This window comes from Streptomyces sp. GQ60 (assembly GCF_059758875.1).
Window position 1 is genome coordinate 725,526 of sequence record NZ_JCAXEG010000002.1, and the last position, 21,573, is coordinate 747,098.

Consider the following 21,573-nt stretch of genomic DNA (forward strand, 5'->3'; position numbering starts at 1 on the left):
GCGTCCGGACCCCGGCCGTCAGCCCTCGGGGGTCGCCTCCGCGAGGCCGGTGACCTCTTGTACGTGCCGCAGGCTCGGAGCCGCGAGCACCTCGTTGAGCTGCTGGAAGACCTGACGAGCGGCGACCGCGTTCCAGTCGGCGGGGAGCAGCTCGGCGGGGAGGCCCGGGTCCAGGTAGGGCAGGCGGCGCCACTGGGTGAGCATCGGGACGTAGTGGCGGAACGCCTCGGCGCCGTCGATGTCGCCCTGCCGGGCGAGACCGGCGGCGACGGGGCCGTGCGCCCGGGTGAAGCCGGCGTACTGCTCCTGGATCGCCGGGAAGTCCCACCACGAGCTGACCGTCCCGGGCAGGTCGCTGAAGGCCGCGTAGTCGGCGGCGAACAGGTGGACGTAGTCGCTGAGCCCGCGCCGGACGAGCATGTCGCGGGCGTCGTCGAGGAGGCGGCCGGGCGCCAGCCACACGCCCGGGGCGATGTTCCCGAAGCCGAGCCAGGTCAGCCGGGTGCGCAGCTGGTAGCGGTAGGACCGTTCGGACTCCGGGACGGAGAAGACGGCCATCGCCCAGCCGTCGCTCAGCTCCGCCGGTTCCAGGCTGCCGAAGATGCGCCGGTCGCCCTCGTCGAAGACGGGTCGAGCGGCCGGACTGAGCCGGTAGCCCGTGGCGCCGCGGCGCTCCGGTTCGAGGACGCCCTTCTTCTTGAGCCGGGAGATCGCCGAGCGCGCCGCCGGGCCGTCGACGTCCAGTTCGGACATCAGGGCGATCAGGCCGGCGACGGATATCCAGCCGCCGAGGTCTCGCAGGAACGCACCGTAGACCGTGTTGATCAGCGAGCTGGGCCGAATCGGACTGTCCGCCATGATCGCCTTCCGTCGTATGCGGTCGCGATCTTACCGCCCCCTCGATCGTCGGACGGGCTCCGAGACGGAGGGCGAATCGTTCCCGGAAGGTCCGCTCCCCGTCCGCGTTCCGCAGGTCAGGGGCGTCGCGGCACCCTACGGGCCTTCGTGATTCCGGCCGGCCCTCTCCCGGCCGTCCCCCGGACACCTCTCCGACGCCTCCCGGCCCGTTTCCGGGGACCTCTCGTAGCCTCGGGCAACTTGGGTGTCCAGCAGGTGAGTTACCTGCCGGAAGGCATAGGACGGCGCACACCGTTCCGGTACCTTTCCGTCACGTCGCCGCCACACCCGGGGCACAGGGCCCCACGGGACTTGCGGCGCGAAGGACCCGACACCTGTTGACGACAGCGACCGAAGTCTTCACAGTCCGGCCGTACACCCCGCACTGCCAGGTGATCCACACCGAAGGCGATCACGCCGTGATCGGCATCTCGCCCGGAAACAGCTACTTCTCCGCCCAGCGCGTCATCGACCTCGCCCACTGGGGCATGCGCAACTTCGCACAGGTCGACCTCATCTACACCGACCTGCACGTGGCCGAGATGTACGAGGCCCTCGGCTACGACCCCGACGAAGCCCGGCGCAAGGCGGTCAAGAACCTGCGGGGCGTCCGCGCCAAGGTCAACAACGCCGCGGCCGAGGCCGACCCCGCCGGCGCCCGTTTACGCGCACGCCCCATGTCGGCCCTCACCGACATCCCCGCGTACCGCAGGCTCCACAGCCACCTGTACAACCTGCTCGACACCGACCCGGAATTCCGCAGCACCTGCAATTCCCTGGTCGACGCGTTCCTCTCCTCCAAGGTGCTGGGCGGGAAGACCGCCACCACCCGGCAGCGCGAGGTCTGCCTGCAGTACGTCTGCGCCGAAGCGCCGCTCTTCCTCGACACCCCCGCCATCCTCGGGGTGCCGTCCTCCCTCAACTGCTACCACCAGCTCCTGCCGATGGCGGAACTGCTCTATTCGCGCGGCTCCGGCCTGCGCGCCTCCCGCAACCAGGGCCACGCCGTCATCACCCCCGCCGAAGGAGCACCCGATGTCCACTGAGACCCTCCTCGACTTCCCCTTCTCCGCGCGCGGCGACCAGCTCCCCCACCAGGTCGAGGAACTGCGCGACGAGCCGGTCAAGCGGGTCCGCACGATCGCCGGGGACGAAGCCTGGCTCGTCTCCTCCTACGAGCTGTGCAAGCAGGTCCTCGAAGATCCCAGATTCAGCCTGAAGGACACCTCCGCCCCCGGGGTGCCCCGCCAGTACGCGCTGACGATCCCGCCCGAGGTCGTCAACAACATGGGCAACATCACCGGCGCCGGACTGCGCAAGGCCGTCCTGAAGGCGATCAACCCCAAGACCGACGGCCTCACCGACTGGATGCGCGCCCACGCCTCCACCCTCGTCGACGGCCTCCTCACCCACGGGGCGCCGGTCGACCTGCGCGGCCAGTTCACCAACCCGTACGCCGAGCACCTGCACTGCCGCATCCTCGGCATCCCGCAGGCCGACGCGCCGCGCCTGGCGTCCAGCCTCGACATCGCGTTCATGAACTCGGCCTGCCCCGTCACCGGTGCCCAGCTCAACTGGGACCGGGACATCGCCTACATGGTCGAGCGCCTCGACGACCCCGCCACCACCGGGCTCGTCGCCGAGCTGGCGGCCCTGCGTCCGGACCCCCAATACGCGCACCTCACCGACGAGATGCTCGCCACGGTCGGGGTCACCCTGTTCGGCGCCGGGGTCATCTCCACCATGGGCTTCCTGACGATGGCGGTCTTCTCCCTCCTCCAGAACCCGGACGTGTGGGAGCAGTTGCGGAAGGCTCCGGAGAAGATGCCCGCGGCCGTGGACGAACTCCTGCGGGTCAACCTCTCGATCGGTGACGGCCTGCCCCGCCTCGCGCTCGAAGACCTCACCCTCGGGGACGTCGAGGTGAAGAAGGGGGAACTCCTCCTCGTCCTGGTCGAGGCCGCCAACACCGACCCGGCCGTGTTCGGCGACCCCCACGTCGTCGACATCGACCGGCAGAACGCGGCCGCCCACCTCTCCTTCGGCGGCGGACAGCACTACTGCCCCGCCACCGCCCTCGGCAAGCGGCACACCGAGATCGCCCTCGAGGTGCTCCTGGAGAAGATGCCCCGCCTCCAGCTCGCCGTTCCGGTCGACCAGCTCGTCTGGCGCACCCGGTTCATGAAGCGCCTTCCCGAGCGGCTCCCCGTCCTCTGGTAGCAGGGCGGTGGGACGGCTGCCCCGGCCGGCTACCAGTGGCCGGGGCACCCGGCGTGGCCGGCCCGCCGCGTCACGGGGTGAAGGGGACGCCGTCCAGGGTCCAGTGGGGATCCACGGCGACGCCCAGCGCCGCGTACACATGGGCGGCGACGTCGGTGTGCCTGACCGCCCGCGGGGCCCCGCCCGCGATCAGGCCGGGGCCGCTCGCCGCCACCCAGGCGGTGCGCTCCAGCTCGCTGCGCCCGCCGTGGCCCCCCTCGTCGCGGTGGCCGTGGTCGGTCACCACGATGACCGTCCACTGCTCCCCGGGGCGGCCCGGACGGTCGCGGACCGCCTTGAGCAACCGGCCCAGGCGCTGGTCCGCCGTCTCGATCGCCCGGCGGTACTCCGGCCCGCAGCCGAGGAAGTGGGCGGTCTCGTCGACGGCGCCGAGGTAGACGAAGGAGGCGTCGAGGTCTTCTCCGGAGCCCAGGACGCGCGCCGCTTCGGCCGTCACGGCCTCGTCGGCCTCCTCCCAGCCCTCCGGCGTGTCCGCGCGGGGAGCGATGAAGCTCAGCCGGCTGGGGGCGGTGAAGAGCGGGCCGCCCTGCTGCGCGAGGAACAGCGGGGCCCAGCCGCCGGCGGCGAAGGTCCGCCGGCCGCATTCGAGTGCCAGTCGGGTGGTGAAGTCGGGGAAGACGTCGAGCCGGTTTCCGTCGAGGCGGTTGCCCCAGACCCCGTGCTTGGCCACGGTGACCCCGGTGGCGATGGTGGACCAGCAGGGCCCGGACATCGTCGGCGTGGCCTCGTCGATCTCGACGGGCGCCAGGAAGCCCGCGTCCGCTATCTCGTCGAGGTGCGGGGTGTCCAGCTCGGCCAGCAGGTCGAGCCGTACGCCGTCGATGCCGACGACCAGAACGTGCTGCGTGTGCATGAAGGGTCCAGGGTGTCCGTGGATGGGTGGATGGGTGCGCGCGGGGCGCGCTCGTTCGCCAACGGGCTTGCGGGGCCGGCGGCCTGGGGGGTCGGGGGCCTGTGGGGTCGGGGGCCTGTGGGGTCGGGGGCCTGTGGGGCAACGGGGCGAAGCGGCGGCTATCGGGGCTCCGTCGGCAGGCGGTGCGCGCCCGCCGCCGGGGTGACGGAGAGGAGCCGCGGGAGGCCGTGGCCGGCCGCTCCGAAGGCCGCGGTGACGGAGCCGCCCACCGCGTCCTCGCGCCCCGCCTCCACCAGCGCGATGACGGAGCCGCCGAAGCCGCCTCCCGTCATCCGGGCCCCGAGGGCACCGGCGCCCAGTGCGGCGGTCACGGCGAGGTCGGTCTCCGGGCAGGAGACCCGGTAGTCGTCGCGGAGCGACGCGTGACCCGCCGTGAGGATCGGGCCGAGGGCGGCCGCGTCGTCCGCCCGGAGCCGCGCGACGGCCTCGGCGACCCGGCCGTTCTCCGTCACCACGTGGCGGACCAGCGGTACGAGTTCCACCGGGAGGCCCTCCAGGGCCCCCGCGAGGTCCGCGGCGGGCAGGTCCCGCAGGGCGCGCAGGCCGAGCAGCGCGGCCGCCCGTTCACAGCCCGCGCGCAGGGCCGCGTACGCCCCGTCGCCCAGGTCGTGGGAGACCCGGGTGTCGATGACCAGGAGGCCGAGCCCCTGTCCGGGGAGGTCGAGGGGTACCTGCCGGTGGTGTTCCGGGGTGCGGGCGTCGAGGTGGAGGGCGGCCCCGGTGGTGCAGCACACGGAGGCCATCTGGTCCATGATCCCGCAGGGGACGCCGGCGAAGCCGTTCTCCGCCCGCTGGGCGATCCGGGCCAGTTCGGGCCCGGGCAGCCGCAGTCCGTACAGGTCGTCGTAGGCAACGGCGACCGCGCACTCCAGCGCGGCGGAGGAGGACAGGCCCGCGCCGGTGGGCACCGTGCTGTCGAAGTGGAGGTCCGCGCCGCCGACGGCGTGGCCCGCCTCGGCTAGGGCCCAGACCACTCCGGCCGGATACGCGGCCCAGCCCGGCACGGACCCGGGGGTCAGGGCGGCCACGGCGAGTTCGGTGATCCGGTCGTCGCCTTGCGCGCTGTGCACGAGCAGCCGGCCGTCCGTACGGGCTCGGGCGGCGAGCAGGGTGGTCTGCGGGAGGGCGATGGGGAGGGCGAACCCGTCGTTGTAGTCGGTGTGTTCACCGATCAGGTTGACCCGGCCGGGCGCCGCCCAGACCCCGTCGGGGGAGCCGCCGAAGATCTTCCCGAAGGCATCTGAGACCTGCCCGGCCCGCACCGCGTCGTCCCCGCCGTCTTCGGATCCAGCCGTCCGGTTCACGCCAGGGCCTCCCGCAGTCGTCGCGCGGCCGTCTCGGGGGCCACGTCGTTGATGAAGGCTTCCGTCCCGGACTCCGCCCCCGCGAGGAACTTGAGCTTGTCGGGAGTCCTCCTGATGGTGAACAGCTCCAGGTGCAGGGCCAGTTCCTCCCCCCGGGTACGGGGCGCCTGGTGCCACGCGGAGATGTACGGGGTGGGGGCCGGCCCTCGCCGCACGCGCGACGGCGACGGCGACGGCTCCGGCTCCGGCTCCGGCTCCGGTACGGGAAACAGCCGGTCGAAGCGGCGCAGCAAGTCCAGGTAGACGTCCGGGAACTCGGCCCGCTCGGCTTCGGTGAGGCAGGTCAGGTCGGGCACCCGGCGGTGCGGGTAGAGGTGGACCTCGTACGGCCAGCGGGCGGCGTAGGGCACGAAGGCGGTCCAGTGCTCCCCGGCCGCCACCACCCGTTCGGTGGCGGCGCGGGCCCCTGCCAGCAGATCCTCGAAGAGGTTGCGGCCGGTGGCGGCGCGGTGTGCCTCCGCGGCGGCCGTCATCTTGGCGGTGCGCGGCGTCACGAAGGGGAAGGCGTAGATCTGGCCGTGCGGATGGGCGAGGGTCACCCCGATCTCGGCCCCCCGGTTCTCGAAGCAGTACACCTGCTCGACGCCGGGGAGGGCGGAGAGTTCCGCGGTGCGGTCGGTCCACGCGTCCAGGACCAGCCGGGCCGCGGTCGGGGTGAGGTCGGCGAAACCGGCGTCGTGGTCGGGGGTGAAGCAGACGACTTCGCAGCGCCCGGCCTCTCCCGCGAGGGAGGGGAAGCGGTTCTCGAAGACGGCCACCTCGTAGTCGGAGGCGGGGATCTCGCTGAGCCGGCCGTCCCGGGAGGGGCAGAGCGGGCATTCGCCGGCGGGCGGGTGGTAGATCCGGTTCTGGCGGTGGGACGCGATGGTGATCCAGTCACCGGTGGCCTCGTCCCGCCGCAGTTCCGGCCGACTCTCCACCGGGTCCAGGGGGCGCAGGTCGGACGCGTCGCGCACGGCACCGTCGTCGGTGTCGAAGTAGATCAGTTCGCGGCCGTCCGCGAGTTTCGCAAGGGTCTTCTTCACCCGCCGAGAATAAACAGTCTCGAACATTTTCCACCACCCCACGCCGAGTTTTCCCCCAGACTCCAACAACATGGTCGTGTTATCTTGCTGCCTTCTGACCGGATTCGCCGACTACCGGGAGCGACCCGTGGCCGAGCAGGCTGCCCAACTGGCCCACCAGCGACGCGCTCTCATCCTGGAAGCGGTCCGGCGCGAGGGCGCGGTACGGGTGGCGGATCTGGTCGGGCAGTTCGGCGTCTCGGACATGACCGTCCGCCGGGATCTGGACGCCCTCGCCCGGCGCGGCGTCGTGGAGAAGGTCCACGGCGGGGCCGTCGCCCCGGCCGGTGCCAGCGGGCACGAGCCCGGGTTCGACGCCAAGTCGGATCTGGAGGGCGACGCCAAGGCGGCCATCGCGGACACGGCGGCGAGCCTGGTGGAACCGGGCAGCGTGGTCGCGGTCTCGGGCGGCACCACCGCGCACGCCGTCGCCGCCCGGCTGCTCGGGATCCCGCGGCTCACCATCGTCACCAACTCCCTCCCGGTGGCGGAGCTGGTGTGGGCCGACGGCCGGGAGCGCGGGGCCGGCGCTGCCACCCTGCTGCTCACCGGCGGCTCCCCCACCCCCTCGGCCGCGCTGGTCGGACCGCTCGCGGACCTGGCGATCGGCTCCCTCCACGTGGACCTCCTCTTCCTCGGCGCGCACGGGGTGGCGCAGGGCGCCGGTCTGACCACCCCCAACCTCATGGAGGCCCAGACCAACCGGGCCCTGGTCGCCTCGGCACGCCGGGTCGCCGTCGTCGCGGACCACACCAAATGGGGCGTGGTGGGCCTCAGCGGCTTCGCCGCCCTCCACCAGGCCGACTGGTTCGTCACCGACGCGGGCCTCCCCGCCCCCGCCCGTGCCGCGCTGGCGGAGGAAGTGGGCGAACTGCTCGTCGCGGGCGAGCCCCAGCACTGATCCGCTCCGCCCTTCCGTCCGGACGGTCCCGGCCCTGTTCCCGCGAGGGCGGCGGCTCCACTTTGAGGAGAAGGGCAAGGGCGGGCGCCCCTGCCGGGTGTCGCGGGGGGGGCGGGCGGGGATGGATGCGTTCTTCGAGTACGGGCTGCTGGCGCTGGTGTACGGGGTCTCCTTGGCCGGGGTGTTCGCGGTGCGGGAAGCGAGGGCGGAGCGCAGCGCCCGGCGCGCCCGTGCCGTGGCGGCGGGGGCCCGCACCGGGATTCCCTGCCGGATCGTCTGGCGGCAGGGGCTGGGGCATCGGCTCCCCTCGTACGGAAGGCTCACGCCGACCGGGGACCCGGACGCGGCCCGGGGCTGGGCCGGGATCCAGGCCGGCGCCGTGTTCACCCGGCTCGGGGGCATTGCGGTGGAGCTTCCGGTGGGCGGCCGGGTGGAGCGGCGGCCCACCTTCTGGGTCCACGCGCGCCACGTACTCCGGTACCGCGGGCCCGGCGGTGAGGAGATCCTCCTCAAGGTCCACCGCGAGGAGGCCGAGGTGGTCGCCCGGCTCCTGGGCGCTCGGGGGACGGACGGTTCTGGTTGAGCCCCGCGGCCGGGGCGGCTCCCTCGGGCTCGCCGACTCAAAGGACTCCGCGGGACGCCTCGGGGGGCCGGGCCGGCCCGGACGGCACGGCCCCCGGAGGTGTGCCGCTCCTTGGGTCCGGTACACCTCGGGGGCTTCGTGTCGCCGTGAGGTCAGTTCTGGCGCAGGGGTGGCATCGGCAGCGGGATGGAGTAGGCGGTGGCGCCGGCGCCCACCCCGCCTTCGCAGGTGTTCGGCGGCAGGGTGCCCGTCCCTCGCGTCGAGGGCCTCTCGGCCGCCCAGAACATGTAGCCGAGCAGGCCCGCCGTGGTTCCCGCGCCGTGCGGAGCCGCGGACTGGGTGAACGAACCGGTCGACTTCTGCAGGGAGTTCGCGAAGTTGGTGCACTCGGGCAGGGACTTCGTCTGGTCGCTGATGTAGAGCCCCGCGGTGAACTTGGCGGGCGCCAGCGGCAGGACGGGCGGCGAGTACGTGGGCTTGCCGTCCAGGTGTTCCTGCCAGTTGGCGATCGCGCTGCTGGTGGAGGGCTGACGGGCGGGCACCATGGCGTTGGCGTAGTCGAGCACCGGGGTATCCGTGCGCAGCCAGTCGGCGGTCGCCTTGCGGTTGATGCCGATCAGCCAGCGGTCGCCGGCGGCGGTGTCGATCGTGAGTCGCGCGCGGTGGTCGGCGCCGGAGGCGTCGTACGGGTGGCGGGACCGGTAGGCGTCGATGAAGGCCTGCAGGCCGGCCAGGTTCGGGTTGGTGTTCTGCTCGTAGTCGATCTCGATGCCCACACCGAGCCGGGTCGCGGCCTCGGCCGCGTTCAGCCCGAGCTGCGAGGCGTTCTCGGCCAGCGCCGCGTCCCACTCGTCGGTGTAGGTGATGCCACCGATCGAAAGCATCACGCGGACGCCGCGCGAGGTGAAGTACTGGACGATCTCGGGGGTCATCCCGCGCGGGAGCCCGTCGACCGTGGTGGCGTCGTTCGTACGGTGCAGCAGCTTGAGCGGTTCGACGAAGCTCAGGACGACCAGGTTCACGGAGGGGCGGCCGTCGCCGCGGTCGATGAGCCAGTGGTTCATCGAGTCGAACTCCGCGACGGTGCGGACCGTGCCCCACGTGCACGCGTCGTTGCTGCAGTGCCAGGCACCGTAGATCTGCGGGCCGGTCGCCGAGGCGGCGGTCGCCGCGGCGCCGGTCGCCGTCGCGGCGGGGACGGGGAGGAGGAGTCCGAGGAGCAGGACGAGAACGCCGAGCAGTCTGTGACGCATCAATGCCTCCGAGGAGGGAGTGGCCCGCGTGGGGGGTGGCGGCCGCCGCCAGGGTGGCAGGTACAGACCAACACGACAAGGGTCGGCGCCCCGCTGTTCGCAGGAACGACGGCGCGGCAACTGGATCGGCTACTGGGACGAGAAGTCATGCACCTGCCGGAGCTTCGAGCCCCCCTCGCGGACCGCCCCCGCACCTCCCGGACCGCCGCCGGGACCTCCGGCCAGGCTCGGCCCTAGGGTCTGCCGGACGGGTTCATGACCCTCGACCAGTACTTCTCGCCCGAATCCGGAAACGCGGACGCGTTCGCTGAACGGTCGGGGCAACCGTTCAGCGAACGCCCTGCCGTGGCCGAGGGGTCGGATGGTCAACAGTTCACGGCATCCGTCCCCCGTCAGGGGGGCAGCAGCAGGTGGTCGGTGCTACGTGGCACGTACGCGTGGCCGGTCGGGTGAGACCGCGTCAGGAGCGGGTTACCACCACACGCCGGAGCGCAGCTTGCTCCAGGTGTTGGTGCCGACCTGGCCGTCGACCGAGATGCCGGCGTGGCTCTGCACGCTGCGCACGGCGTTGTAGGTGGCCGAACCGAACTGGCCGTCTTCCGCCAGCCACGTCGGGTAGCTCGTGTTCTGGTTGATCAGGCACTGCACCTGCTTGATGCGCTTGACCGCTTCCGCGCCGGTCTGGCCCGTCTTGGTGAGCGTCGTGCCGCTGTAGTAGTTGCAGGTGTGGGCGACACGCTGCTCCGAGGGGGCCGAGGCGGCGTTGGCGGCGCCGCCGAAGGCGAGTCCGCTGCCGAGGACGGCCGTGGCCACGGTCACCATGATCTGCTTGCGAAGGTTCATTCTGCTGTGCCTCCGTTGTCGACGACCGGGCATCCGGCCCGGTGTTGGCAGCGACTCTCCTGCGCCAACATCGGCGGTGTCCAGCAAGCCCGGATACGGGGGTCAGTATGGGACGTCCCACGCTCTGACCTGCTGGGACGTCCTGCGCCGGGATACTTTCGTGGGACGCCGAGACGACAGGGGGATCCCGCCAAAGCGTGGCGGGGCACTGGCCAACCGCGGGTGGCGGACCGATGCTGTGCCCTGAATCGAGGGGGAAGCCAGAGTGGCGCGTTGGAAGGAACTGCCTGCCGCGCTCGACAGCCGGGAGCGCCGGCTCGTGGCCGAGTTGCGGCGTCTGAAGGACCACAGCGGCCTGAGCCTGGCCGCCCTCGCCGCGAAGACCGGCTACAGCCGCTCTTCGTGGGAGCGGTATCTCAACGGGAAGCAGTCCGTGCCCCGCGAAGCCGTCGAGGAACTGGCCCAGCTCTGCGGGGCGGACCCGACGAGGCTGGTGGTGCTGCACGATGTCGCCGTACAGGCGCGGCAGCAGGCCCCGGCTCCGAACGCGGCGGCGGGTCGTACGGTGCCGCCCCCGGAGCCCGTGGCCGGGCCGGGACCGCGCACCGTCCCCCTCCGTGCCTTCCTCGCGGCGATCGCGGCCGCCGTGGTCGTGGCCTTCGGGGCGGGGCTGCTGACCGGCGGCGCCTGGGCCGATGACGGGGCCGGGAGCGGGGGCGCCGATACGTCCGGCTACCGGCGCGGCATCACGTACGACTGCGAGATCCGCCGGGAGCAAGGGGCGTTGCACGCCGGGCACAGCACCAGCCGCGAGATCCTGCTCGACACCAACAGCACGGGCTTCGACGTCGTCGAGGTCCAGTGCCTGCTGCGTGAGCACGGTTTCGACCCGAAGACCACCGACGGGCTGTACGGGCAGGACACCAAGGCCGCCGCGACCCGGTTCCAGACCGCGCGCGGCCTGGTCGCGGACGGGATCGTCGGCCCGAAGACCTGGGCGGAGCTGCGCGCGTGACGCTGCCCGCGGAGTGCGGACACCTGGCCGCCGAGCTCAGGCAGCTTCGCCACCGGACCGGCCTGAGCCTCGCGGACCTCGGCCGGCGGACCCCGTTCAGCAAGTCCTCCTGGGAGCGCTATCTCAACGGCAAGCAGCCGCCGCCCCGGCAGGCGGTCGAGGTGCTGTGCGCCGTGGCGCGCGAGCATCCCGGCGAGTTGCTCGCGCTCTGGGAACTCGCGGACGGCGTCTGGAGCGGCCGGGCCGTCCCCGCGTCCCCGACGGGGCCCATCGGGGAGACCAGGGACACCGGAGGGGCCGGACCGGGCGTCGCGTCTCCGACCGGACCCGCCGCCGGGGCCGACCCCGGACCCGAGGCCGACCCCGACCCCGGCCCCGACCCCGGGCCCGCCTCCGGACCGGGAGGCAGGCGTCGGCAGCTGGTCCTGGCGGCCTCCGTGCTCGGCGGCCTCGCCCTCATCGTGACCGCGAGCCTCTTCCTGCTCCGGGGGTCCGGACCGCGGGACTCCGACGACTCTGCGACGACGGAGAAGCCGATACGCAATCCCGGCTGCTCGGCGGCCGGTTGCGCCGGCAAGGACCCGGTGCGCATGGGGTGCGGGGGTGCGGGCATGGTCACCAGCCTGCGCACGGACACGGGGCCCGGCAGCCGTCAACTGGAGCTGCGGTACGGGGCCTTGTGCCAGGCAGTGTGGGTGCGGGCGTCGGGGCTCCAGCCCGGGGACCACGTGGAGCTGTTCGTCCCCGGTGTCCCGGAGCCGCAGGAACTGTGGGTGCGCGAGGTCGATCTCGGTCAGTACGCGGCGACCCCCATGGCGCCGGTGCCCCGGGGAACCGCCGGCACCCACGCGTGCGTGACGCCGGGCAACGCGGCCGACGGAGCCCGGGTCTGCTTCGGCTGAACCGGTCCGGCGGCCCCGGGCCGGAACCGCCAACGCCCGTACCCGGCACCGGAACAGGGCCGGATCCTCACCCGCGGCGGCCCGGCCGCGGCCGGCGCCGGACGGCGGCCGCAGTGGCCGCGGTGGCCCCGGCGGCCCCGGAATCCGGCCGAGCCGCGCCCGAGCCCGCCGCCGGTTTGCTCGGCGGCTTCGGCCCGGTGGAGCGGAGCGGGGTCAGGAGGCCCGCGGCGGCGATCAGCAGGCAGAGGGCGCCCGCGGCCAAGCTCGTCGACGGGACCCCGTGCCGGGCCGCCACGGCGGTCAGCACCGCGGCTCCCACCGGGCCCGAGGCGTTGTGGACCGTCCAGAACGCGGAGGTGACCCGCCCGAGCAGGTGGTCCGGGGTGACTTCCTGGCGCAGGGTCATGGAGCAGACGGCGCCCACCGTCAGCCCGAACATGAAGAGGGCGGCCATCGCCGCGATCACGGGCACGCTGCGGCTGACTCCGATGGCCGCCACCGCCACGCCGATCAGCGCGGTCGAGCCGAGCCAGCACGGGCCGAAGCCGAGCACCCTGCGCAGTGGCCCGGCGGCGAAGGAGGCGCACACGACGCCGATGCCGCTCACCGCGATCACGTATCCGACGGTCGCCGCGCCGCGGCCGAGGTCGCCCTGGAGGCGGAAGATCAGCAGGTCGGTGGCCCCGATGGTGACGAAGGTGAGGAGGGTGAGCAGGACCGTCAGCGGGCGCAGCAGGGCGTGCGCCCACAGGAAGCGGAAGCCGGCCACGAACACCTCGCGCAGGGAGGTGCCCGCCTCCGGCCGGGGGGCCGCCGCGTTACCCCGGACCCCGAAGCGGACCCAGCGCAGGCTGACCGCCGAAACGAGGAAGGTCGCCCCGTCCAGGGCCAGCGCCCAGGTCCCGCCGACCCCGGCGACGAGCAGGCCGGCGACGACCGGGCCGAGGAGCGTGCCGAGGGCGAAGGTGCCCATGAGCCGTCCGTTGGCGGCGACCAGGTCGGCCGGTTCCACCAGGGAGGGCACGGCGCTCACGTAGGCCACGTCGAAGAGCGTCTTCAGTACGGTGACCAGCGCGGTCAGCACGTACAGCAGCCAGATCCGCGGGCCGCCGAAGGACCACATCAGCGGTAGGGAGCCCAGCAGCACCGCCCGCGCGAGGTCGCAGCCGATCATCAGGCGGCGGCGGTCCACCCGGTCCACCACGTGGCCCGCGAAGGTTCCCGTGGCGATGGCGAAGACCCCGGAGGGCGGTGATCAGGCCCATCCCGACCAGGGACCCGGTGACTTCGAGGACGAGCAGCGGCAGCGCGAGCAGCGACACGGAGCCGCCGAGCACCGACAGGGCCTGGCCCAGCCAGAAGACGGTGAAGGGGCGGTTGTGCCGCAGCCCGCTCCGCGAGCCGGTCACCCCAGCAGGGCGTAGACGGTGGAGGCCTTGGCGGCCGGTTCGTCGGCACCCTCGGGCGTCATGGTGATGTCGGCGAAGGCCATCCGCTTGCCGAGTTTGGTGATCCGTACGTCGATGAGGACGTCGGTGCCGACCACCGGCCGCTGGAAGCTGGTGGACTGCTGGACGGTGGTCATCGGACCGTAGGCCCCGCGCGCGGCGGAGACCGCGATGACGGTGGCGGTGTCCGCGGCGGCCATCAGGGCCTGGCCGCTGAGGCCGCCGCCGTCCCGGGCGAGGGTGTCGGACCAGGGCAGCCGCAGCACGGCGTGCCGGTCGCCCGTCTCCTGGACGGTGAGTCCGAGGGCGAGCACCCAGGGGGCGAAGTTGTCGTGGAGGATCTTGTCCGCGTCTGCCGGTGTCAGCGTCGTCACCGGGTGATTGTGGCGGCCCGGCCGCGGCCGCCACAACTCCCTTTGCGTCAGCCGCGCCTCAGAGGGTGGCGGCCAGTTCCGTGCCCTGGCGGATGGCCCGCTTGGCGTCCAGTTCGGCGGCCACGTCGGCGCCGCCGATCAGGTGGGCCTCGATGCCGGCCGCGCGCAGGGACTCGTACAGGTCGCGGCGCGGTTCCTGGCCCGTGCACAGGACCACGGTGTCGGCGGGGACGAGGCGCTGCTCGCCGTCCACCGTGATGTGCAGGCCCTCGGCGTCGATCCAGTCGTACGATGCCCCCGCGACGGAGACGACGCCCCGGTGCTTGAGTTCCGCCCGGTGGATCCAGCCGGTGGTGGTGCCGAGCCCGGCGCCGACCTTGGTGGTCTTGCGCTGGAGCAGGTGGACCTGGCGCGGCGGGGCGGGCCGCTCGGGGGCGGTGAGGCCGCCGGGGCCGGTGTACGCGGTGTCCACGCCCCAGTGGCGGAAGTAGACCTCGGGGTCCTGGGAGGCGCCTTCGCCGCTGTCGGTGAGGAACTCGGCGACGTCGAAGCCGATTCCGCCGGCGCCGAGGACGGCGACGCGCTGCCCGACGGGGGCGCCGTCGCGCAGGACGTCGAGGTAGCTGACGACGTTGGGGCCGTCGACGCCCTCGATGTCGGGGGTGCGGGGGGTCACGCCGGTGGCGACGACGACCTCGTCGTAGCCGCGCAGGGCCTCGACGTCGGCGCGGGTGTTCAGCTTGACCTCGACCGCGTGCTCGGCGAGCTGGGTGCCGTAGTAGCGGATGGTCTCCTCGAACTCCTCCTTGCCGGGGATGCGGCGGGCGATGTCGAGCTGGCCCCCGATGTGGCCGGAGGCCTCGTAGAGGGTGACGGCGTGGCCGCGTCCGGCGGCGGACACGGCGCAGGCGAGGCCGGCCGGGCCGGCCCCGACGATGGCGACGCGCTTCTTCAACTGCGTGGGAGACAGGGTGAGTTCGGTCTCGTGGCAGGCGCGCGGGTTGACCAGGCAGCTGGTGATCTTGCCGCTGAAGGTGTGGTCCAGGCAGGCCTGGTTGCAGCCGATGCAGGTGTTGATGGTCTCGGAGCGGCCGGCGGCGGCCTTGGCGACAAAGTCGGCGTCGGCGAGGAAGGGGCGGGCCAGCGAGACCAGGTCGGCGCGTCCGTCGGCGAGCAACTCCTCTGCGATCTCGGGGGTGTTGATGCGGTTGCTGGTGACCAGGGGAACGGAGACCGCACCCATGAGCCGCTTGGTGACCCAGGTGTAGGCGCCGCGCGGGACGGAGGTGGCGATGGTGGGGATGCGGGCCTCGTGCCAGCCGATGCCGGTGTTGATGATGGTGGCGCCGGCGGCCTCGATCTCCTTGGCGAGGTGGACGACCTCGTCGAGGGTGGAGCCGCCGGGGATGAGGTCGAGCATCGAGAGGCGGTAGATGAGGATGAACTCCTCGCCGACGGCCGCGCGGGTGCGCCGGACGATCTCCAGCGGGAAGCGCACGCGGTTCTCGTAGGCACCGCCCCAGCGGTCGGTGCGCTTGTTGGTGGCGGCGGCGATGAACTCGTTGATCAGGTAGCCCTCGGAGCCCATGATCTCGACGCCGTCGTAGCCGGCCAGCTTGGCGAGACGGGCGGCGCGGACGAAGTCCTCGACGGTGCGCTCGACTTCGGCGTCGGTGAGCGCGTTCGGGACGAAGGGGCTGATGGGCGCCTGGAGGGCGCTGGGGGCGACCAGGTCCTTGTGGTAGGCGTAGCGGCCGAAGTGGAGGATCTGCATCGCGATCTTCCCGCCCTCGGCGTGCACCGCGTCGGTGATCACCCGGTGCTCGGCCGCCTCCTCCTCGGTGGTGAGGCGGGAGCCCCCCTCGAAGGGGCGCCCGGCGTCGTTCGGGGCTATGCCGCCGGTGACGATGAGGCCGGCGCCGCCGCGGGCGCGCTCGGCGTAGAAGGCTGCGAGCCGCTCGAAGCCGCCCTCGTGCTCTTCGAGACCGGTGTGCATGGAGCCCATGACCACCCGGTTCGACAGGGTGGTGAAGCCGAGGTCCAGGGGGCTCAGCAGGTGCGGGTACCGGCTCTGGGAACTCATGGGGGCGCCTCCTCGCGCGGGGGTGATGGCTCTGTTCTAGCTGAGCAAGCGCTTATTGTGCAACTAGGTGCATAACCGAGCGGGGGCCCCGCGTCCTCGCGATCCGGGGATTCCGGTGGCCACGGGCATTCCCCGCCGGAGCCTGTGGCGCAGTTCACGGCACGGGTGATCGCCGAGGACGCGACCATGCCCGCATTCCCCGCGCTCCGGGCTCGCCTCCGGCGGATCCGGCCCGCCGGGTAGCCTCTGGCGGATGACGCGGAGGCCCACGAACGCCCGGACGACCGAGCACCACACCGTGACGGTGAACGGCGGAGTGCGCCTCGCCTACGAGGTCACCGGCCCGCCGGGCGGACCGCCGGTGCTCCTCCTCCCCGCGCTGGGCGAGACCGCCGCCGACTGGGCGCCCGTACGGGACGAACTCGCGCGGGAGCGGCGGGTGTTCGCGCTGGACCTGCGCGGCCACGGAGCCAGCGCGCGGGCGTCCGCGTACTCGCTCCCGCTCATGCGGGACGACGTGCTGGGCTTCCTCGACGCCCTCGGACTCGACCGGGTGGACCTGGTGGGCCACTCGATGGGCGGTGTCGTCGCGTACCTGGCCGCCGCCGCGCAGCCGCACCGCATCGGCCGCCTCGTCCTGGAGGACGCGCCCGCGCCGCTCCCCCGCGAGGCCGCGGCCCCCGTACGCCCCGAGGGCGAGCTCGCCTTCGACTGGGCGATGGTCCTCGCGGTCCGCCCCCAGCTCGACCGTCCGGACCCGTCCTGGCTGGCGGACCTGTCCCGCATCACGGCCCCCACCCTGGTCGTGTACGGCGGCCCCGCCAGCCACCTGCCGCCCGCCTCCTTCGACGAGGTGGTCCGCCGCATCCCGGACGCCCGCCTGATCACGCTCCCGTACGGCCACCTGATCCACGCGGCGGCGCCCGGGGAGTTCACGGCGGCGGTCGCGGCGTTCCTCGCGCGGTGACCCGGGGAATCCGACGGTGGCGGACCCTCCTTCAGGCGGCGGACTGCAGGGCCGACAGGCGGCGCACGAAGAGGACGGCAGCCACCGCCGCCACGGCGTAGAGCAGGTCCGAGGCCGCGCCGAGCAGGACGGCGTCGCGCACGGCGTCGTCGGTGGTGGCCCTGCCTGCGAACCAGCCCGCGCCACCGGACGCCAGCATCGCCGCTCCGAACGTTCCGGCCCAGGTGAAGACGGGGGCGGGCGAGGTCAGCGCGGCCTTGCCGGGCAGCCTCGACACGCTGGTCGTCCACACCTTCACGGCGATCAGCCAGGGCAGGACCGTCCAGCCCACGACCGGGATGAACCAGACCCCGATCGCCCAGCCGGCCCCGCCCCGGAACGCTCCCCGCGCGTACACCCCGGCGTTCACCCGGACCCGGTGGAACCAGACGATGAAGACCACCGCCGTGGGGATCATGGCCATCATGACCAGGCTCATCGAGATCGTGAGCAGCGTCCCGGGATGCCCCAGGCCCGCACTCGGCCCGAAGCCGTCCAGCGTCCGGTACCGGTTGACCCCGGCCGCCGCCGCGAGCAGCCGGGTCAGGGCGCACAGGCCGAGCAGCACGGTCAGCGCCGTGGCCAGCCCCTTCGGCGAGCGGAGCAGCGAGCGCGCCGGAGGCGCGCCGAGCGGAGACAGTCGTGCGGAACCGGGACCGGCGGACATGACGAGGGACCCCCCACGGGTGCGTTGGCATGCGGAAGCCCGCCGAGGGGGCGGGCAGGCAGAACATACGGCACGGGCGTGCCCGCGTCGCGGGGCGCCCCTGTGTACCGGGCGCCCCGCGACGGTGGTCAGGCCCGGTGGAGGCGGACCGTGACGATCTGGAACGGGCGCAGGGTGAGGGGGGCCGTGCCGTCCGCGGCTGGGGCGAACGACCACGTCGCCGCTGCGGTCCTCGGCGGGTTTCACCGACTCGACCGCCACCGCGTCCGCGTCGACCGCGACGAGCGGGGCGACCGGGCCCGCGCCGCGGAGCACGCGCTCCGGCGTTCAGCGCGTGGCGAGCCCTCGCGGACCGCGTCGCCGCCGGCCGCGCCGGGGGGCCGGCGAGAAGCGCAGCGTGTGCGCGCCCTGGTCGGTCTCCGGGTCGGGGTAGCGCGGGGCTGGGCATCCGCCCCGGCCACGGGCGAACGCCTACCCGACTGACCCGGTGCGCCGGGGCGGGCCGGCCGGGCCGTTCGGGCCGGCGGGCCGTTCGGCGGAACACACCGCGCGCGGTCGCGCCTGCCGCTGAAGGATGCGGCTGAAGTTGCCGGAGCCAGCAGCCCAGGTGGGAGCCGTCCATGTACGCCACGCCCGAGACCCGTGAGCACCCGCCGAAGGACCGCCCGCCCCGGGCGCGGGACCGGTCGCGGCCCCGGTGGGCCGTCCTGGGCCTCTGCCTATGGTGCTGGGCGCCGTTGGTGCGAACGGAGCGGCCGCGGCCGGGCACCCCGGCGCGGCGCCCGCGCGCTGCGACCGGGTGCCACCCGGCTGTTGGAGCCGAGCAGCAGGCTGGTGGAGCTGCCGAGTCCGCGTGAGCCCACGACCAGGAGCTGTGCTCCCGCCGCGAGTTCGGTCAGGGTCGCCGCCGGGTTTCCGTCGCGGGAGACGTAGGTGACGGGCGGCAGGTCCTGCCGTCCCGCCAGTCTCCCCCGTACCGCTTCCAGCACCGGATCGGTGTCCCGGTTCCGCGGCGGCACGAGGGGCTTCGCCCTCCGGCGGGGCGGGCCCGGCGGGCAGGGACCGAAGGCCCTACTTGGAGCGGTAGTCGGCCTTCTCCGCGAGCTTGCCGTCCTTGTAGCAGAAGCGCAGCACCGTGTCGCCGCTGCCGGAGTTCGACACGTACCAGGAGCACTGGCTGCCGGCGGGCTCGGCGGGGCCGCCCTCCTTGAGGGCCGAGGTGACGAAGCTTTCGCCGGACGGCAGCTTGGCGCGGACCTCGGCCTCGGAGTCACCGACCTTGACGGCCTCGTACACCTTCGGGTCGACGAGCGTCTTGTCGGCGACGTCCATGACCTTGCCGACACCGAAGAGCAGGGCCACGAGCAGCCCGATCCCCAGCACCCCGGCCACCGCACAGCCGATCAGACATCCCTTGCGTGCCGCCACGTCGAGTTCCTCGTCCCTCTGTCGTCCGCCGGACGAATCCCGTCCGTGCCACGACTCTCCCAAGCGGGGGCGGCCCGCACTGTTCTCCAAAGTCTCGGGTCCCCGCAACGATCGTCGTTCGAGGTCGGACCGGGTGCGGCGTGTATACAGGGATGAGAACGATCATTCGGACGAACCGTGAGGAACCATCGTGAGTCAGAACACCGAGCCTCTGATCGTCGTCGGCGTGGACGGTTCGAACCACTCGAAGCATGCCCTGCGCTGGGCCGTGGCCCAGGCGAAGGCCATCGGCGGCCGGGTGCACGCCGTCATGAGCTGGGAGTGGAACACCAACCCCTTCGGCGTCAGCCCTGCCGAGCAGTCCGAACTGGTCCACGCCGAGGAAGCGGCCCGGCAGAAGCTCGCCGACACCGTGGCGGAGGCGGTCGGCACCTCGCCGGGCGTTCCGGTCTTCCGCCGGGTGGAGCAGGGCTCGCCCGCACAGGTGCTGGTGGAGGCCTCGAAGGAAGCGGCGCTGATGGTCGTCGGCACCCGCGGCTACGGCGGCATCAAGGGCGCGCTGCTGGGGTCGGTGAGCCAGCAGGTGGTGCAGTACGCGGCCAGTACGGTCGTCGTGGTCCGCGAGGACGGCTTGGCCTGAGGGACCGAGTGCCCGAGGGGCCGAGGAGTTCGGGGGGCGAGGCCTTCAGGGGCGAGGAGTTCAGGGGCTGAAGCACTGACCACGGCGGCCGGGGCCCGGGCGCTCAGGCCGGCGCGGCGCCCAGGTCGGCCGGGTCGGTGTTGGCCCCGCAGAGCACCACGGCGACCCGGTCGCCGAGCGACCCGGACGCGCTGCGTACGGCCGCCAGGGCGGTGGCCGCGCCCGGTTCGACCACGATGCGGTGCTCGTCCCAGAGGGCGCGCCGGGCGGCGGTGATCGCCGCGTCCGGGACCAGGACGGAGGTGGCGTTCGACTCCCGTACGGCGGCCAGCGCGTCCGCGGAGACCCGGGTGGCTCCGAGCGAGTCGGAGGCCACCGAGTCCACCGGGACGTCCACCAGCCGGCCGGCTACAAGGGCCGCGTTCAGGGCCCGGCAGTTCTCCGGCTCGGCCGCGACGACCCGTACGCCGTGTTCCCGGGCCGCGGTCGCGATGCCGGCGAAGAGTCCGCCGCCGCCGACCGCGACGACGACCGCGTCCAGGCCGGGCAGGGCGGTGCGGATCTCGTCGAGCAGCGTTCCGGCGCCCGCCGCGATGAGCGGGTGGTCGTAGGCGTGGCTGCTCAGCGCACCGCTCCCGGCGGCGAACTCCCGGCAGGCCGCGAGCGCTTCGGCGTACCGGTCGCCGACGAGCCGTACGTCGGCCCCGTAGCCGCGCAGCCGCTCCACCTTCACGCGCGGGGCGGTGGCCGGCAGGAACACGGTGGCGGGTACGCCCTCGGCTCGGGCCGCCCAAGCGCAGGCGAGGCCGGCGTTGCCACCGGAGGCGATGGTGACCCCGGCGACGGGGAGGGCGCCGGCGGCACGGTGGGCGGCGAGGAAGTTGCGGGCGCCGCGCGCCTTGAAGGAGCCGGTGTGCTGGAGGTACTCCAGGGCGTACGAGATCCCTCCGCCCGCCGGTATCACCGCGACGGGCCGCACGGCCCCGGCGATCCGGCCGGCGGCGGCGCGCACGGCGCCGTAATCGAGCGGCACCGCGTCGAGCTGTACCGCGTCGAGCCGTACCGCGTCGAGCTGCTGTTCCATGAACCCGCACTCCTGTCGTTCGAAACTCAGGCGCCGGCGGAGGGCCGGTTCGCCTCGATCAGCTGGCGCAGGGCGCCGTAGTACACCTCGTGGTCGGTCAGGGCGGGCAGTACGTCCGCCAGCCCGGCCGAGAGCACGGGGAACTCGGCCGGGTCCAGGGCGGCCAGCGCCCCGCGCGAGGCGGCGGTGGCGGCCGCCGGGTCCCGGTGGTCGACGAAGGCCGCGCTGCCGAGGGTCAGCAGGTACATCCGCCGGTACGCGGTCATCGCCTCGGCGGGGGTCATCCCGGCGGCCACGCTGTCGGCGAGCGCCGGTTCCACGAGCCGGGCGAGCAGTTGGCGGCCGAGCCACGGGCGGCCGCCGCGCAGGATCATCAGCCCGGGGTGGTCCGCGAGGAGCCGGTACAGGGCGGTGAACCGCTGCTCGGTGGCCTCGGCCCAGCCCGCCCCGGCCGGAATCTCGGGCAACCGGGCGGCGAGGTGTTCGGTGCAGAGGTCCAGCAGGCCCGCGAGGTCGGTGCAGCGGCGCTGGACGGTGGCGTGCGACACGTCGAGCCGCTCGGCGAGCGCGCGGAAGCTGAGCGCGGCGGGCCCCTGTTCGTCGAGGATCCGCAGGGCGGCGGCGGCGATCGCCCCGGGTGTGGCGCGATCCAGGGCGGCTGATCTTCTCGGCATGAAATACAGCGTATCAGCCAGTGTCACATCCGCCGTATGGAACGCCGTACGAGACTGCGTATCAACCCCTTCGTGTGCGCTCGACTACACCCATATTGCTGGTCATTGATCAATAAACCCCGACTTATGTTGACAGCGGGTAGTCACACCGGTG

At 73.2% G+C, this 21,573-nt stretch carries 22 protein-coding genes and 1 pseudogene; 8 read left to right on the forward strand and 15 right to left on the reverse strand.

What is annotated here, in order from left to right:
• Window positions 1-18 precede the first annotated feature (18 nt).
• Complete coding sequence (locus AC6CKD_RS08355) at window positions 19-858, reverse strand: PaaX family transcriptional regulator (protein WP_498326178.1); 840 nt, start codon at window positions 856-858, stop codon at window positions 19-21.
• 377 nt (window positions 859-1,235) lie between these two features.
• Between AC6CKD_RS08355 and AC6CKD_RS08360 the strand changes: the two genes are divergently transcribed.
• Window positions 1,236-1,943 carry a cyclodityrosine synthase gene (locus AC6CKD_RS08360; RefSeq protein ID WP_498326180.1) on the forward strand — a complete coding sequence of 236 codons (708 nt, stop codon included), beginning with the start codon at window positions 1,236-1,238 and terminating at the stop codon, window positions 1,941-1,943.
• Window positions 1,933-3,117 (forward strand): cytochrome P450, encoded by a 1,185-nt coding sequence (locus AC6CKD_RS08365; protein ID WP_498326181.1) that lies wholly within the window; start codon window positions 1,933-1,935, stop codon window positions 3,115-3,117. Before AC6CKD_RS08360 ends, AC6CKD_RS08365 begins: the two co-directional genes overlap by 11 nt.
• Before the next feature lie 70 nt (window positions 3,118-3,187).
• Here AC6CKD_RS08365 and AC6CKD_RS08370 read toward each other — a convergent pair whose 3' ends face one another.
• The 3 genes from AC6CKD_RS08370 to galT form a co-directional block, all read right to left on the reverse strand.
• Window positions 3,188-4,030, reverse strand: a complete 843-nt coding sequence (locus AC6CKD_RS08370; protein WP_498326182.1) for an alkaline phosphatase family protein — start codon at window positions 4,028-4,030, stop codon at window positions 3,188-3,190.
• Window positions 4,031-4,188: 158 nt separating this feature from the next.
• Entirely contained in the window at window positions 4,189-5,394 is a 1,206-nt protein-coding gene (gene galK / locus AC6CKD_RS08375) for a galactokinase (protein ID WP_498326183.1), read from the reverse strand.
• Window positions 5,391-6,479 (reverse strand): galactose-1-phosphate uridylyltransferase, encoded by a 1,089-nt coding sequence (gene galT / locus AC6CKD_RS08380; RefSeq protein WP_498326184.1) that lies wholly within the window; start codon window positions 6,477-6,479, stop codon window positions 5,391-5,393. The genes galK and galT overlap by 4 nt, the downstream gene beginning before the upstream one ends.
• 127 nt (window positions 6,480-6,606) lie before the next feature.
• Here galT and AC6CKD_RS08385 point away from each other — a divergent pair, with 127 nt between their 5' ends.
• Window positions 6,607-7,419, forward strand: coding sequence for a DeoR/GlpR family DNA-binding transcription regulator (locus AC6CKD_RS08385; RefSeq protein ID WP_498326186.1), 813 nt, complete (start codon window positions 6,607-6,609; stop codon window positions 7,417-7,419).
• Window positions 7,420-7,540: 121 nt separating this feature from the next.
• Complete coding sequence (locus AC6CKD_RS08390; RefSeq protein WP_498326187.1) at window positions 7,541-8,002, forward strand: hypothetical protein; 462 nt, start codon at window positions 7,541-7,543, stop codon at window positions 8,000-8,002.
• A gap of 152 nt (window positions 8,003-8,154) precedes the next feature.
• Here the strand turns inward: AC6CKD_RS08390 and AC6CKD_RS08395 are convergent, their stop codons facing one another.
• The gene (locus AC6CKD_RS08395; protein WP_498326188.1) at window positions 8,155-9,255 is read right to left on the reverse strand and encodes a glycoside hydrolase family 18 protein; all 1,101 of its coding nucleotides are present in this window, start codon (window positions 9,253-9,255) and stop codon (window positions 8,155-8,157) included.
• Window positions 9,256-9,726: 471 nt separating this feature from the next.
• On the reverse strand, window positions 9,727-10,098 hold the full coding sequence (locus AC6CKD_RS08400; RefSeq protein WP_478684253.1) for a peptidoglycan-binding domain-containing protein: 372 nt from the start codon (window positions 10,096-10,098) through the stop codon (window positions 9,727-9,729).
• A gap of 265 nt (window positions 10,099-10,363) precedes the next feature.
• On the opposite strand from AC6CKD_RS08400, the gene AC6CKD_RS08405 reads away from it, so the two are divergent.
• Window positions 10,364-11,113 (forward strand): helix-turn-helix domain-containing protein, encoded by a 750-nt coding sequence (locus AC6CKD_RS08405; protein WP_498326190.1) that lies wholly within the window; start codon window positions 10,364-10,366, stop codon window positions 11,111-11,113.
• A complete protein-coding gene (locus tag AC6CKD_RS08410) occupies window positions 11,110-12,015 on the forward strand; it encodes a helix-turn-helix domain-containing protein (RefSeq protein WP_498326191.1) in 906 nt (301 codons plus the stop codon). Before AC6CKD_RS08405 ends, AC6CKD_RS08410 begins: the two co-directional genes overlap by 4 nt.
• A 67-nt stretch (window positions 12,016-12,082) precedes the next feature.
• Here the strand turns inward: AC6CKD_RS08410 and AC6CKD_RS08415 are convergent, their stop codons facing one another.
• The 3 genes from AC6CKD_RS08415 to AC6CKD_RS08425 form a co-directional block, all read right to left on the reverse strand.
• A complete protein-coding gene (locus AC6CKD_RS08415; protein ID WP_498326192.1) occupies window positions 12,083-13,207 on the reverse strand; it encodes an MFS transporter in 1,125 nt (374 codons plus the stop codon).
• Between the two features lie 213 nt (window positions 13,208-13,420).
• Window positions 13,421-13,837: a PaaI family thioesterase gene (locus AC6CKD_RS08420; protein ID WP_498326193.1), complete on the reverse strand. Its 417-nt coding sequence runs from the start codon at window positions 13,835-13,837 to the stop codon at window positions 13,421-13,423.
• A 58-nt stretch (window positions 13,838-13,895) separates the two neighbouring features.
• Window positions 13,896-15,920 carry an oxidoreductase gene (locus AC6CKD_RS08425; RefSeq protein ID WP_498326195.1) on the reverse strand — a complete coding sequence of 675 codons (2,025 nt, stop codon included), beginning with the start codon at window positions 15,918-15,920 and terminating at the stop codon, window positions 13,896-13,898.
• 253 nt (window positions 15,921-16,173) lie between these two features.
• Here AC6CKD_RS08425 and AC6CKD_RS08430 point away from each other — a divergent pair, with 253 nt between their 5' ends.
• Window positions 16,174-16,887 (forward strand): alpha/beta fold hydrolase, encoded by a 714-nt coding sequence (locus AC6CKD_RS08430; RefSeq protein WP_498326197.1) that lies wholly within the window; start codon window positions 16,174-16,176, stop codon window positions 16,885-16,887.
• Between the two features lie 31 nt (window positions 16,888-16,918).
• On the opposite strand, the gene AC6CKD_RS08435 is transcribed toward AC6CKD_RS08430, so the two are convergent.
• The 4 genes and pseudogenes from AC6CKD_RS08435 to AC6CKD_RS08450 form a co-directional block, all read right to left on the reverse strand.
• A complete protein-coding gene (locus AC6CKD_RS08435) occupies window positions 16,919-17,593 on the reverse strand; it encodes a DUF4328 domain-containing protein (protein ID WP_498326199.1) in 675 nt (224 codons plus the stop codon).
• Between the two features lie 128 nt (window positions 17,594-17,721).
• Window positions 17,722-18,034, reverse strand: a pseudogene (locus tag AC6CKD_RS08440) (alpha-mannosidase); the annotation flags it as partial.
• Between the two features lie 278 nt (window positions 18,035-18,312).
• Window positions 18,313-18,612, reverse strand: coding sequence for a universal stress protein (locus AC6CKD_RS08445; RefSeq protein ID WP_498326200.1), 300 nt, complete (start codon window positions 18,610-18,612; stop codon window positions 18,313-18,315).
• Window positions 18,613-18,664: 52 nt separating this feature from the next.
• Window positions 18,665-19,021 (reverse strand): hypothetical protein, encoded by a 357-nt coding sequence (locus tag AC6CKD_RS08450; protein ID WP_498326201.1) that lies wholly within the window; start codon window positions 19,019-19,021, stop codon window positions 18,665-18,667.
• Between the two features lie 190 nt (window positions 19,022-19,211).
• Here AC6CKD_RS08450 and AC6CKD_RS08455 point away from each other — a divergent pair, with 190 nt between their 5' ends.
• On the forward strand, window positions 19,212-19,661 hold the full coding sequence (locus AC6CKD_RS08455) for a universal stress protein (RefSeq protein WP_498326203.1): 450 nt from the start codon (window positions 19,212-19,214) through the stop codon (window positions 19,659-19,661).
• A 103-nt stretch (window positions 19,662-19,764) separates the two neighbouring features.
• Here AC6CKD_RS08455 and AC6CKD_RS08460 read toward each other — a convergent pair whose 3' ends face one another.
• Window positions 19,765-20,745: a serine/threonine dehydratase gene (locus AC6CKD_RS08460; protein WP_498326204.1), complete on the reverse strand. Its 981-nt coding sequence runs from the start codon at window positions 20,743-20,745 to the stop codon at window positions 19,765-19,767.
• A 26-nt stretch (window positions 20,746-20,771) separates the two neighbouring features.
• The gene (locus tag AC6CKD_RS08465; protein ID WP_498326206.1) at window positions 20,772-21,419 is read right to left on the reverse strand and encodes a TetR/AcrR family transcriptional regulator; all 648 of its coding nucleotides are present in this window, start codon (window positions 21,417-21,419) and stop codon (window positions 20,772-20,774) included.
• Between the last annotated feature and the right edge of the window lie 154 nt (window positions 21,420-21,573).

Bases quoted from the DNA above. Each gene is read 5' to 3' on its own strand.
- AC6CKD_RS08355 (WP_498326178.1), bottom strand. From the start codon at position 858: ATGGCGGACAGTCCGATTCGGCCCAGCTCGCTGATCAACACGGTCTAC.
- AC6CKD_RS08365 (WP_498326181.1), top strand. From the start codon at position 1,933: ATGTCCACTGAGACCCTCCTCGACTTCCCCTTCTCCGCGCGCGGCGAC.
- AC6CKD_RS08370 (WP_498326182.1), bottom strand. From the start codon at position 4,030: ATGCACACGCAGCACGTTCTGGTCGTCGGCATCGACGGCGTACGGCTC.
- AC6CKD_RS08390 (WP_498326187.1), top strand. From the start codon at position 7,541: ATGGATGCGTTCTTCGAGTACGGGCTGCTGGCGCTGGTGTACGGGGTC.
- AC6CKD_RS08395 (WP_498326188.1), bottom strand. From the start codon at position 9,255: ATGCGTCACAGACTGCTCGGCGTTCTCGTCCTGCTCCTCGGACTCCTC.
- AC6CKD_RS08400 (WP_478684253.1), bottom strand. From the start codon at position 10,098: ATGAACCTTCGCAAGCAGATCATGGTGACCGTGGCCACGGCCGTCCTC.
- AC6CKD_RS08425 (WP_498326195.1), bottom strand. From the start codon at position 15,920: ATGAGTTCCCAGAGCCGGTACCCGCACCTGCTGAGCCCCCTGGACCTC.
- AC6CKD_RS08430 (WP_498326197.1), top strand. From the start codon at position 16,174: ATGACGCGGAGGCCCACGAACGCCCGGACGACCGAGCACCACACCGTG.
- AC6CKD_RS08435 (WP_498326199.1), bottom strand. From the start codon at position 17,593: ATGTCCGCCGGTCCCGGTTCCGCACGACTGTCTCCGCTCGGCGCGCCT.
- AC6CKD_RS08460 (WP_498326204.1), bottom strand. From the start codon at position 20,745: ATGGAACAGCAGCTCGACGCGGTACGGCTCGACGCGGTACAGCTCGAC.
- AC6CKD_RS08465 (WP_498326206.1), bottom strand. From the start codon at position 21,419: ATGCCGAGAAGATCAGCCGCCCTGGATCGCGCCACACCCGGGGCGATC.